The organism is Verrucomicrobiales bacterium (genome assembly GCA_016793885.1).
Classification (GTDB): Bacteria; Verrucomicrobiota; Verrucomicrobiia; order Limisphaerales; family UBA11320; genus UBA11320.
The window spans coordinates 36,686-49,047 of the sequence record JAEUHE010000067.1; the positions used below are offsets into that span (position 1 = coordinate 36,686).

General features: G+C 60.9%; 8 protein-coding genes. 4 read left to right on the top strand and 4 right to left on the bottom strand.

The annotated features are described in order from the left end of the window. The first annotated feature begins 40 nt into the window (after positions 1-40). The 3 genes from JNN07_08540 (at position 41) to JNN07_08550 (ending at position 3,695) form a co-directional block, all read left to right on the top strand. Entirely contained in the window at positions 41-1,210 is a 1,170-nt protein-coding gene (locus JNN07_08540) for a hypothetical protein (protein MBL9167775.1), read from the top strand. Positions 1,211-1,229: 19 nt separating this feature from the next. Beyond that, positions 1,230-2,546, top strand: a complete 1,317-nt coding sequence (locus JNN07_08545) for a hypothetical protein (GenBank protein MBL9167776.1) — start codon at positions 1,230-1,232, stop codon at positions 2,544-2,546. An 81-nt stretch (positions 2,547-2,627) separates the two neighbouring features. Beyond that, complete coding sequence (locus tag JNN07_08550) at positions 2,628-3,695, top strand: hypothetical protein (protein ID MBL9167777.1); 1,068 nt, start codon at positions 2,628-2,630, stop codon at positions 3,693-3,695. 15 nt (positions 3,696-3,710) lie between these two features. On the opposite strand, the gene JNN07_08555 is transcribed toward JNN07_08550, so the two are convergent. From JNN07_08555 to JNN07_08570, 4 genes are all read right to left on the bottom strand, one after another. Further along, positions 3,711-7,223, bottom strand: coding sequence for a protein kinase (locus tag JNN07_08555; GenBank protein MBL9167778.1), 3,513 nt, complete (start codon positions 7,221-7,223; stop codon positions 3,711-3,713). Between the two features lie 70 nt (positions 7,224-7,293). Continuing rightward, positions 7,294-8,037, bottom strand: coding sequence for a sigma-70 family RNA polymerase sigma factor (locus JNN07_08560; GenBank protein MBL9167779.1), 744 nt, complete (start codon positions 8,035-8,037; stop codon positions 7,294-7,296). 156 nt (positions 8,038-8,193) lie between these two features. Further along, positions 8,194-9,030: an alpha/beta fold hydrolase gene (locus JNN07_08565; protein MBL9167780.1), complete on the bottom strand. Its 837-nt coding sequence runs from the start codon at positions 9,028-9,030 to the stop codon at positions 8,194-8,196. Positions 9,031-9,054: 24 nt separating this feature from the next. Then, positions 9,055-9,837 carry a hypothetical protein gene (locus JNN07_08570; GenBank protein ID MBL9167781.1) on the bottom strand — a complete coding sequence of 261 codons (783 nt, stop codon included), beginning with the start codon at positions 9,835-9,837 and terminating at the stop codon, positions 9,055-9,057. Between the two features lie 509 nt (positions 9,838-10,346). Here JNN07_08570 and JNN07_08575 point away from each other — a divergent pair. Next, positions 10,347-12,356 carry a hypothetical protein gene (locus JNN07_08575; GenBank protein MBL9167782.1) on the top strand — a complete coding sequence of 670 codons (2,010 nt, stop codon included), beginning with the start codon at positions 10,347-10,349 and terminating at the stop codon, positions 12,354-12,356. The last annotated feature ends 6 nt before the right edge of the window (positions 12,357-12,362 follow it).

The following is a 12,362-nucleotide window of genomic DNA, read 5'->3' on the forward strand; positions in this document are numbered from 1 at the left end:
ACCACCCCGGCTGAGGTTAACTTTTAACTCCAACTCATCCATGGCTACTCCGCTCAACCTTGAACCTCGTCACTTCCCGTCGCGAATCGCCGATTTGGGATTCACCACCCGCCTGCCCGCCGACTGGGTTGTGCATCAGCTGCCGGGGGAGGGGCCGGATTTATCTCAGCCGACCGAGTTCTTTCCATTGGCTGTCGTGACGGCGCCTCACGCAGCGATTATCTTCGCGGTCGCGGCACGTCCGGCTCATGGCGATGGCACCTTGCACGATTGGGCGTGGTATCATCTGAATCACAACCAGCTCAAACCGCGCGCTGTCGGGTCGGATCAGGTGGCGGGCGTGCCCGCGGTTGTGGGTGAGGCCACCCAAGAGTCTGAGATGGGCACGATGGTCGTGCGGTTTGCGTTCTTCGAGGATGGGGACCGACTGGTCAACCTCTCGTTTTCCGCTCCGGAAATGCTGGCGGATGCGGTTCGGGAGGTTTGGTTTGCGGCGTTGCAGTCGTTCACGCTCGAGACTCCGAAAGGTTCCCGATTTACTGCGGGTGCAGCCGTTTCTAGTCCGGTCCCGGAGCCTGCTGCGGAGGAAGTCAGCTCGAGTGGTGTCGTGGAGGCTGCGCCCGCACCGGAACGCGCCTCGGCTTTAGGGGATTTCGCGCTCGCGACCGATACGGCCACGCTCGATCCGGAGGCGCCCATCAATGTGAACCTGCGCAGCCGTGGGGCGGGCTTGGTGCCCAATGTTCTTCGCACTCATGATGAGCATCGCTATGCGACTGTAGCCGCGGGTGCGGTGATGGCGATATTCGATGTTCCTTATGGATGGCATGTCATCGATGACGGCAAGCGCACCTTGATGCTGGATCCGGGCGGAAAAGTGCAGATCAACCTGAGCCTTCTGCCACGCGAGGGACGAGCCAATGATGCCGTGCTTGAAGAGATAGAGAGCGCCACCCGGTCGGACTACCCAGCCCCGGAGTTCCGGCGCATGAGTTCGGGCAAGATCGATGCTTTGGGCGTCCGGAATATCGCCGATGGGGCGCAAGCGATTGAGCAGTATCACTTCCTGACGGCCTTCCGGGATGATCGATTGGTGGTGCGCGCCCGGATCACCGCCACCCCCGAGAAGGCCACGTTTGCCTGCAATCTTGGGGAGTTGGTTCTCAACAGCTTCCGGTTCGAAGCGGAGAGTCCGCGGGCGACTGCCTGAGCTGGGGTTAACTTGAGTTATGGGCTGTGTCATTGATCATCTCAGGGCCGATCACGAGGTGCGGGTCCTTCGCGACTTCGTCGATCAACGTAAGATCCGCGTTCGAGCCGGCGAACAAGGCGTGCTCCGACGCATGGATGTCGATTTCGGCCAGAACGAGATCTATCTGGACTTGGAACGTCAGGGGACCGTCCAGCGCCTTGTTTTCGGGCTGTCCTCCAAAGAAGGGCCGGGCAGCGGTCGCATGAGGGAGTTCTTTGAGCTGGGTCAGTTCGTTTCAGAGAGTCGCACGATACCAGCGAAGGGCGCCGACCCGGTGGGCACGCGGGACCGGCACTCTGCGGATCAAAGTCAACGTTCGGCGGATGCTTCTCGCGGAGAGGCCCCCCGTCCTGCAGTTTGCTTGGATGGTGTGGCGGTGGCGTGCGGCTGCGATCCTTTGTTTCATCGATCGCTCATCCCAACCGGCCACATTTGTGTTCATGCGTGCCTTCGTTGCGGAACCGTTACCTGCGCGGAGCGCGTGGGTGACGATGGGCGTTATACGGGAGAGGCTTTCATTGCATACCGTCCAGTCCAGGTCCCGGAGCCGATCTTGCGGTGGTTAGCCTTGTGGCCACGGGTGAACATCGACCACGCCGGAGCACCCAGTCGGTGGCCCATGTCCGCGGACTTGGTCCGATATCCAACCCTTTACTATCCGGCCGATCTCCGCTGCGAAACCATCGAAGCACTTTCGACGGCAGAGGCTAGACTGACGCGCGAGCAGGCGACTTTGTCGAGAACCGAGGCCATTAGGAAAGCGAAGTGTCCGTCCATCCGCCCCCCCGCTGGAATGCCGCCTATGCTCCAAGGATTCGTCGCACTCTGGGAGGCGCTACAACTGAGCAAGGATAGCGACGTCACCACGTTGATCTACCTGGCCCAGCTCCGCAGTCCGGCCAGCGTGATTGCGGCCGACCTCCTGATTCGTCGTGCGGATGCCTTTCAGATCCTCAAACAGGCTCTCGACAGCAGCGATGCGACCTGGAACAGCGCGGGGATCGCCATGGCTCGTGACTTCCGGGGCGATCGTGCCCGGTTGGCGGAGCTCTTGTTGACAGCGATCAACCAGGCGTCCTTGGATCCCTCCCCGGAACTGCCCGGACGAGTGGTGGGGTGGAGTCGTCTCGAGTCGCTGTTGGTGGCAGTGGGCGATCTCCGTCTGAACTCTCCCGAAGTCATTCGCGGATTGACAGGCCTGCGGCATCGTTTGAGCCGCTCCGACGACACTCTCAGGACGGCCATCGATGTGATCCTGCACGAACTCAACTCGTCCCCGGTTAGCCCCTCATGAAGCTTCTGCTTTCCATCGCGGCCGTTCTGGCCATTCTGTGCACGATCGGATTCACCATCATGATGCTGGTCCTCCAATCCAATGAGTATTCCCGTTCAGTACCGTGAGCGCATTGCTGGGTTTCCCCTGGAGCTTCGCGAGCTGATCGCAGCCGAGTTGCAGGCCGGCAATGAGATTGTGGAATTGGCGAGCTGCTTTCCGGCACCACCGGCTGGGGCGTATGTCAAGTTGGCCAAACCGGTGACCACCCACTCCAGGAACAGCACGCCCAAGCTTCGATTCTACGACAGAAACTCGTCGAGTTACTCGGGGGAGTTCACCGATGCCACCCGGTTCTTCTTTGTGCTCGAACCTCCGCACCCTCCGCAACCACCTCCTGATATGGACGCGATCCGTGCGGAGATCGAAGCCCGGCAAAAGGCTGCGGATGCGGCGTTGTATCGCGATCAGGAAGCCGAACGACTTCGGCGCCAAGAGGCCGGCTACACGAGCAGGCTGTTCGTTCCGGACTTGCTGCCGGCTTCCCCTGCCAGAGTATCGCCGCTGGTGGACCGCTTTTGCGCGAGCATGGTGATCGATTACGAGCGATGGCGGGAGGGTATTGGCTATGACACTTCCTTGTTCTCGACCGCGACCTCCGAAGAATTGGTTGAGATTGAGACCCTGCTGCTATCCAGACCGATTGATGACTGGCGTGATGTGGAGGCCTTGGCCAAACTGGAGTCTCCTCGGGCCAGAGTTAAATTGAGGGCCGCACTGACTGACTCCGAGTGTTCCGTTCGGGTCGCCCTCGTTCAGTACGCGGCTCATCTGCTGTCGGAAGAGGAGCGAACCGAAGTTCTCGTTGATGCCGTGCACAGGGCCGACACTTACGGAGGGCTAACGCAGGCGTTGCTCGAAATCGAGAATCACCATCCGCCTCGCGTTATCGACGCTCTCCTGAGGGGAGTCCTGAGAGGAGGACGAAACGCGATTCATTTTGCGGCCATGCTCATGTACCTCCATGGGAAAGCCCCCTCGGCTTTCGATTGGGAGCAGCGTCCCTTCTTCCTCCAGTTCGACACGGATAATCCGACGCTGAGAGAGAGACTGTTTCGTGAGCTGTGTCGAAAGATTGGCCGGAATTGCGAAGGCTATCTACAGGGGTGACTCGCGGTCTACGATTCAACGAGGCGGGTCAAACGGGATCGCGGATGGTGGTAAAAAGAGCAAACTCTTCAGTTCCTCTCGAGGGGCTGCCGGGGTTTCTGGAGTGAAGGCGGTGACGGCGAACTGACCTGAGGCGGAAATTTGTTTTCGTCCAATCAGTTGGGCGAGTCGGATCAGCGATGGTGTCTTGCTGGTGTCGAAACGGGGCAGCGGCCACAGCCCAGCCGTTTCGGTGTCGCCAAATGAGAGCAGCGAAGCCCCATCAGGGGACAGGCAGGCGGCTGAGCACGAGGGCTGCGTACGTAGAGGATCGGTAATTGGGAGGCCGGAGAGTGGATCCCAGAGCTGTGCTTCCCCACGCAGTGTTACGGAGCAAACCCATCTGCTGTCAGGGGTGAACTGCAGATGGGTTGCGGCTGCCGTGGGGGCGATCAGCCGCGATGGTAGCTGGCGATCAGTCGTGTCCAAGATCTCCAGTGTGCCGTCATGGGACGCGCAGGCAAGCAGCCGCCCGTCTGGGCTAAAGGCGAGCGCGGAAACACCGCGAGCGCTCACGGAGCGCAGGTTCGTTTGTTTTCCGGTGGCCAGTTCCCACCGGACGGGCCGTGCATCTCTTCCGCCGGTGACGAGAAATCGGCTGTCTGGGCTGAACTCTACCTGTTCGACGAGCGCGTCGTGAGCCAGCGGGGCCAGATGAGCGCGGCCGCTCCGCGTATCCCACAAACGAACCAAGTGATTACCACCGTGGGTGGCGATCCACCTTCCATCCGGGCTGAACTCAGCGCCCAGCAGGGGCGCTCCATGATTCAGGGGAGGACTCGCCTGCTCGCCGCTCGGAATGTGCCAGAGTCGCGCGAACCCGTCCCGTCCTGCGGTAGCGATCAAGCCGCTGTCCGAGGAAAACCTCAGGCTGAGTATGGGTGCGGGATGTGGCAGGGTTCCGAGGCTCAGGCCCTCGGACGCATTCTGAAGATGGACGGTCCCCTCAGCATCGCCGGTGGCCAAAAAGCGTCCGGAGGGACTGAACTCAAGAAAGTGAACATAACCCTGATGTGGTTGGTAGGACTGGACCAGCCTCAGGTCCGAAGTGTTCCAAAGCTGCACTTTTCCAGCGAGCGTCGCTGTGGCTGTGAGGGCACCATCGGGCGAAAAAGCGCCCCGTGTGACGCGTGCGTCGTGCGGTATCATTCGCGGTTGCCCTAGGGGTGGCGCCATGTCCCACCAGAGTGCTCCCGAGTAACTCCCCGTCACCAAGCGCCGGGAATCTTGGCTGAACGCGACCTGGAGCACGCCCGAGCTGTGGATGAGAGGCTCGCGTGCGGAGCGCCACGTAGAGGTGTCCCAGCAACGGGCAGTCGCGTCGTCGCCCAAGGTCACGAGCTGTGTCCCATCCGGACTGAAGCGCACCGAGGTCACATGGCTTCTATGCACGAGAGCGTCGGTCACCCGACGGCCCAAGCGGAGATCCCAGACATAAGCCTCACCTCGATGGGACCAGCCGGCGAGGGCCAGAAATCTACCATCCGGGCTGAACTCGAGATCGGTCGCCCCTGCGTCGAATGGGTAATAGTCCAGGTTTGTCTCCGGCTGCTCCAGATCCCAGACCGACACTTGGCCGAGGTCGGTTGCCGTGGCGAGCCGTCGGCCGGAGGCATCGAACTCCTGCACGAGGACAGTCCCCTTCACCACGCGCTGCTTTTCCAGAGAGCGGGTTTCGCTGGACCAGATCTGCACCAGCCCGGATTCGTAGCCGAGCGCCAAACGAGTCCCCTGCGCATTGAAAACGCAGGTCTGAATGGCATCCTGCTCGGAGTGGACCAGGATCTCGGAGCTCCATTGGCTCAGGTCCTCCTGGCTCCGGCTAGGCTGCCACAGCCGAACGCGGCTCCGATCGTCCACGGTGGCGAGTTTTGGGGACCTCGGGTCGAGGGTCAGGGATCGGATGGTGGCGTCATGGGGCAGGGTTGCGGATACCAACAAGCGCGGGGCGATCCGCCAGATCCGAACTCCGTCGGAATGAACAGTTGTCAGCAGCTCAGAGACTGGGTGCGCCCGGGCGCTGACGATAGGGGGGCTGGTGGACTCCAGTGATCCATCCGTGGATTGCTGAGTCCTCAGGTCGAGATAGCGGTATCGGCCGTTTCGTGCCAATGCCAGGGAGTTGTTGCCATCGCGGGAGAACCCCACCGCCATTATCTCGGAGCCGCTGCTCCAAGGCCTGGCGGTGGGCATAGCGAACGAACGCTGCGCCAAGACGGACATTAATCTCTCTCCCAAGGCAATCTCCTGAGGCTCGCGTTCTAGCAGATGAGCCAGCAAGGCAAGCGCCTTGGAGCTTTCCCCTCCCTCCAGCAAGCTCTCGACTTTCTCGCGCTGCAGTTGTTTGACCAGCTGAACCGAACGATCATTGGCTGTTTTCAGCCGGCGAGCCGCGAGATTGCTACCGATGGTCAGGGTTAACGCGGCAATGAGGCTGACCAGGCAGAGGCCCGCCAACGCGGGGCGCCGTCGGCTCCACCGCCAAGCCGAGGATATGGGGCCCAGTGGACGAGCAAGGATTGGCAGGCCTACCAACCAGCGCTCCAGGTCTTCCGCCAACTCCTCAGCGGTGCCATAGCGGGCGGAGGGCTCCTTGCGGAGGCACTTGAGCGTGATGGTTTCGAGGTCGCGATCCACCTGGGGATTGGCTTGGCGCGGCGGCAAGGGATCCTGATCGACCACCTGGCGCAAGGTTTCGATAGGTGTCTTGGCCTGGAACGGTGGTCGACCAGCGACCAGATGGTATAGAATTGCTCCGAGACCATAGACATCGACGGCGGTGGTCAGCTGGCGTGTCTTGCCGGCTGCCTGCTCGGGAGCCATGTAGTTGGGCGAACCCAGAACGGACGAGGTGAAGGTGAAGCCGGTATCCTGATCGAGCGATTTGGCCAGTCCGAAGTCTGCCACATGCGGCTCCCCTCGCTCGTCCAGCAGAATGTTGGAGGGTTTGAGGTCCCGGTGCAGGATGCCGCGCTGGTGGGCATAGTGGACGGCGCGGCAGATCGTGATGAGCTGCTGGACTCGTTCCCGCACAGGGCGTTGCAGGTTCAGCTGGGAAGCTAGATCGCCCCCTTCCACCAAGCGCATGGTGAAAAAGTGCGCGCCCTCGTGCTCGCCGCTTTCGTAGAGAGAAACGATGTGAGGGTGGTGCAGTTGGGCCACCGCCTCGATCTCCATGCGGAACCGCAGACGCGCCTCGTCGGAGAGCAGGTGCGCCGACTGAACCATCTTCAAGGCCACCTGCCGGTTGATTCCAAGCTGCCGAGCCCGGTAGACCACCCCCATGCCACCCCGCGCGATTTCTTCGATGATCTCGTAGTCCGCGAAGAAGCGCGATTTCAACCCGGGCGGCACCGGGCGTCGCGCTTCCGTGGGAGTGATGGCCTCCGGGGATAGCGCCAGCCGCAGCGAACATCCTAGACACCCCTGTCCAGGGGGGATCGCGAGGCCGCACTCAGGGCACTTTTCTTTGGGGGCAAGGTCGTTCACAGCCAGGTCTACCGGGGACCTCTAAAGAATTAAGTAAATCAGGCCTCAGGTTAGCTGAGATTCGTTCGCTTCAACGCCGGCACACCACATCGATGAGATAGTTGATCTCGTCATCCACCTCGTCCGGGTGGGCGACTGTTTGGGCGACCGCCTCGCGGAGCAATTCCCCGTAGCGGCGGCGCACCTTGAACACTTCCTGTTTCACGGTTCCTTCCGTAAGCCCCAGAGCGGCACCGATTTCGGATTGGCTCAGGGTCGGGTGGCCTCCGGGCAGGTAGGCTTCGAGATACTTAAACCGTTCCGCACGGTCGGCATCGGCATATTCAGCTCTCAACAGGGTACGCGCCCCGTCGAGAAGGTCCGCAGCCCAGCGCCGGTCGTAAAGCTGATCCGCGCTGGCCGAGTCCTCTGGCTCGTGGAGGTAGCGTTCCTCCGCGCTCATGCCGTCGAACGAAACGATTTGTTTCCCTCCGCCTCGCTTCTGGGCTTGGGTACGATCCCACTCGTTGGCGAGAAAGCATTTGAATGCCGTTAGGAGAAACCAGCGGAATCGGCCCCGGCGGCGATCGGCGCCGCTCAGGTAGTTTTTCTCCAAAAGCTTGCTGAAAAACTCCTGAGTGAGGTCCTGGGCGTGGTGAGTATCGCATCCTTGTCGGCGTGCGAAGGCGTAGAGCGGAAACCAGTATTTCTGGCACAGCTCGGAGAGTGCCGCCAGCGCCTCCGGCGTTTCGGGCTTGCTGGCGCGCAACACCATGCTCCAATGCGTGGTCACGAACACGGGATCTGAGCCGGGCTTGTTGGGACTGTCGCTCATGATGCCAAGGTGTAGACGTTTGGGTTTGCCAACGCGGTTGCCCAGATTCTTAATGATTTGTGTCAGTCTATTCAACCGACAAAACCGATATCGGGCTTCGTCGGCCCCCCCTATCGTCGATTTGACCCCGACGAAGGTAACCTGGAGCCTACGCTCTCACTCTCCGCTGGCTGGCCTGCCAGCGCGGGAGAAATGGTCGGCGAGAAGACGATTCACCTTCGTAGACTGATGGATGGTGATGCCGTGGGACGCATCGGGAATCTCCACGAACCGAGCCCCTGGAATCTGGGCTGCCAGCTGCTTGCCGAATTTGGGAGGCGCGATGGGGTCATGGGCGGCGCTGAGGACGAAGGTTGGAATACCGCCAAGGGATGGCAATCCGGGAGTGCCATCGTGTCGGCGAAGCGACATGGCCTGCCTCATGGCCATGGGCGATTGCTCGGCTAAGTCATGACCGAAGAGCGGCGCGAGCTCTGCGGCCAAGGCGGCGCAATCGATGCTACGGAGAAAGTCTTTCGGGTAAATCAGTTGGAGGAATGCCTTTCGGCGCGCGGATTTCAGTCCCAGGCTGGTTCTCAGCGCGGTCCAGATCATGCCTGGTGTCATTTGAACTGCGTCCTTGCCCCGAGCCACCGTACACAACAGCGCCAGGCTGCGCACACGTTGGGGATGCGCGAGGGCAAGTTGCTGAGCAATCACGCCCCCCATCGAATGTCCCACCACGTGCGCGGAATCCCACCCCGCCGCATCCATCACAGCCCTGGCGTCATCTGCCATCTGGGCAATCGAGAACGGCGCGTTCTTCTCGATGGTGCTTTGCCCGATGCCGCGGTTGTCAAACAATGCCAGCCGATGGCTGGCGGCGAGCTCGTCCACCTGCGGTTTCCAGGCATTGCCGATCGCACCCACACCTTGGATGAGCAACACCGCGGCTCCCTCGGTCCCGTGGACTTCGAAGTAGAGCTCGGCACCGTGGTTTGGGATCAAAGCCATTCTCAAAAGTGGCGCTTCGGCGTCTTAGGGCAAGATTAGTCTGAAAAACCGCGCCGGACTGCCGGGCGGTAGGATTACCGCGTTTTCCATCCCATCGGGCAAAACATCTTCTCCCACCGGGTGCCAATCCTCCGGGGCCAGCCCATCGGACTCTTCGAGGGTGCCGCCGCTTACCGCCAGCGGCCAGCTGATCCTGAGCTGATCGTTGTCGAGCCGACGCACGTTCAGCAACACTAGCGGTGCGGTCGTTAGGTGCGTGATCGAGCCTGAAAGTCCGAACAGGAGTTTGCCGTGGCCGTCCTGCTCGGTCCAGGTCAGCTCCCGCTGGTCCGGAAATGCGACCGCGGTAGGTCCCTGGGTGGGAAGGCTGCGGGAGGCATGGGCCGAGAGGCTCTGATCGTTCAGGTAGAGCTCGATGACCGAGTTGGTGTGCTGCTGTCCATCCATTATCAGTCCAGCCTGACCGATATCGATGAACATTTGGTCGGCGTTCTGAAAGTCATTGTAAACGCTGATGTTTCCGCTCCAGCCCGAGGTCGCAATGCGCGCGTTGGTCAGGGTGTGCGTCCCCATTTGGATATGGGCGGAGAAGCCGGCCAGTGTGCGGAAATAGTAGTTGCCAATGTCACCTCCCGCACTGGTGCTTTGATAATCAATGAAATCCGCATCGTAGGTCACCCGTCCGGCGAACGGGGTGCCGATTTCGATGCCGAGAGGCAAGGCGGTGGAATGACTGTTGGTGCGTGCGACCTGGCCTGCGAACCAAAAGGTGACAGGAGCCGCAGAAACCGGTGACAAGAGCATCATGAGGAGCCCAATTGAGCACAGAAAAAGCGACGAGGTGGTATGGATGTTCGGCTTCTGCGGTGTCGATTCTGGCCCACCCGGAAATCTGGAAGATGGCTCGCAGCTCTTGATCGCGGGGCTGGGCTGACGAGCGGACGACACGACGTAGTACATGGTGGAACGCTACCAGAGTTGGCGGTCCGGAGATATTCGTCTTCGGTAGGGGGCGAGGGCGAATCCACTGGCTTCCGGCGTTCCCCAATTCTGCTGGCTCACCCATTTCCTTGTAAGACCTGGACCTGCGCTTCCGGAGTAGTTGGTGCAGGGTTGTTCCCTGTGCCGGGAACGGTTGGCATGAACCTTTTGAATGCATCTCCTCTTCATGAGCCGATCCTGCGACGCATAGAGCGAGAACGGATCTCGCGGTAGGAAACAAGCGCCCTGTGCTTTCTTGCAGGCGTGTCGAAGTTGTGTAGTCTTGCGGCCTACGGGAGAGGAAAGATGTGATGAAATCAGGGCCCAAGTTGTCTATGGCGCGAGTTGGAGTATGCGGCTTTCTCCTCCTGGTGGAGCTTTTTCTGTGTCGCTGTTCCTCGAGCGCGCAGCCAGTGGCAGCCTGGACCGATCCTGCGGCCACCAACGCGGCTCCAGGATCCTCCGTGATGTTGTGTGCTCGCGCCGAGGGCAGCGGGCCCTTCTCCTATCAATGGCAAAAGAACGGAGTTTTGTTGCCGCACCAGACCAATCAATGCCTCAGCTTGAGCAATCTGTCCGTTTCCGACGGAGGTGCCTACCGCGCCCTGGTCTCCAACAGCTTGGGCACGCGCGAAAGCGATGAGGGGGTGCTGATGGTGACCGCTACGCTACTTCCTGGTGCGGATCGCTTTGTGGAGGGTCAGCTCATTGCCGCGATTAGCAACACAGTCCGCGGCTTCAGCTTCGATGCGTCCCGTGAGATCGGGGAGCCAGTGCATCGCTCCTTGGCGACGAGCAACTCCGTCTGGTACGTCTGGAAGGCGCCGCTCAGCGGCGTGGTGACTTTTAACACCCGCGGCAGCACCTTTGATACGGTGTTGGCGGTGTATACCGGGACGGACTTGAAAACGCTCACGGAGTTGGTGAGCGATGATGATGGCGGGGAATTTCATACCAGCCAAGTCAGCTGGAATGCTCAGGCGGGGACGGATTATCGAATTGTCATCGATGGGGTGACAGGCGAAACCGGCATGTACGTGTGCCAATGGAATCTCGAGATCACGCTCGACCGACTTCCGGTCTTCGTTCAGTCGCCGCGGGGCCAAACAGTGCCGCCGGGAGGAACCGCCATTTTCGAAGGTGTGATCGCTCAGGCGGAGCCTTCTCTGCGATACCAATGGCTGCATCACGGGGTTCCCGTCCCGGGCGCCACTTCCTCTCGTCTCACAATTTCCAACGTTCAGGATGCTCACTTGGGCCAGTATGCGCTGGCGGTGACTAATTCTCTCGGACGGTCGGTGGTGAGTGCGCCTGTGGATTTGGAGATCGGTCCCAACCCCGACATCCAATCCAAGGACAAGCTCGCCGAGGCCCCCGCCATAGCCAATGGTCCCGCGCTGGCGTCCCTTCTGGCTGGCCCCTCGGCCGGCACGTTCTCGCTGGCCTCAGGCACCACCATCAACCAACGATTCTTCAGCGGCGGCACCACGGATCGATGCGAGCCGGCCCATTGCGGAGTGGCGGGGGGGATTTCTAGATGGTTTCAGCTGGTGGCCGAGTCCGATGGCATCTGCACCTTGGACACCGAAGGTAGCGGGGTGGACACGGTGCTCGCCGTGTATCTCCAGAATTTTGCGATCTGCACCAATCTCTATGAGCCCCTGGTGGACTGCAACCACCGGGCCTTTGGCGATTGCGACGAGGTCCTGGCCCCGGATGGAGCGACGGGAAGAGGCAGCCGGGTTAGCTTTCAGGCCTCGGCGGGGACCGTATATCGGGTGGTGGTGGACACCGTGGGAGGAAGGCGCGGCACGAACATCCATTTCAATGTCCACTTTGAGTCCGACTCTCCTGCACCTCTGCGAACGATTCGACTGGGTACCGACGTCGATCTGTCGATGGAAATGCGCGGAAGCAGCCTGGCATTCGAAGTGAATCCGCCATTGATACCATTAAATGGAACATTTCAATGGAGCCTGAATGGACGACGCATTGCTGGAGCTGACCGCGAACGTTGGGTGCTTCCCGCGATCGACTACGGGGACGCGGGGCGCTATGCGGTCAGCATCCAGAATGGCACGAACCGCCTCGTGTTGCCGGGCGTGATTCTGGTGGTGGTCGATCCCTGCCAGAGCGCCCCCCCCGCGATTGCGCGGGTTTCTGCAGGGACCTTCCAACTGCTGGGCGCAACCCCGGAACCCATTAACCTGGACGCCGCTGATCGGATCGAGGCTGGCATACGCTGGGAGTCGATAGGGACGATTCTTCCTTCCCGGGAACCCAGCCTGTGGAATGTCAGCACGGGATTGACCCGGTTTTATCGCTTCTCCCGAGCGACCCCATAGGTTTTG

Bases quoted from the DNA above. Each gene is read 5' to 3' on its own strand.
- JNN07_08540 (MBL9167775.1), top strand. From the start codon at position 41: ATGGCTACTCCGCTCAACCTTGAACCTCGTCACTTCCCGTCGCGAATC.
- JNN07_08545 (MBL9167776.1), top strand. From the start codon at position 1,230: ATGGGCTGTGTCATTGATCATCTCAGGGCCGATCACGAGGTGCGGGTC.
- JNN07_08550 (MBL9167777.1), top strand. From the start codon at position 2,628: ATGAGTATTCCCGTTCAGTACCGTGAGCGCATTGCTGGGTTTCCCCTG.
- JNN07_08560 (MBL9167779.1), bottom strand. From the start codon at position 8,037: ATGAGCGACAGTCCCAACAAGCCCGGCTCAGATCCCGTGTTCGTGACC.
- JNN07_08565 (MBL9167780.1), bottom strand. From the start codon at position 9,030: ATGGCTTTGATCCCAAACCACGGTGCCGAGCTCTACTTCGAAGTCCAC.
- JNN07_08570 (MBL9167781.1), bottom strand. From the start codon at position 9,837: ATGATGCTCTTGTCACCGGTTTCTGCGGCTCCTGTCACCTTTTGGTTC.
- JNN07_08575 (MBL9167782.1), top strand. From the start codon at position 10,347: ATGGCGCGAGTTGGAGTATGCGGCTTTCTCCTCCTGGTGGAGCTTTTT.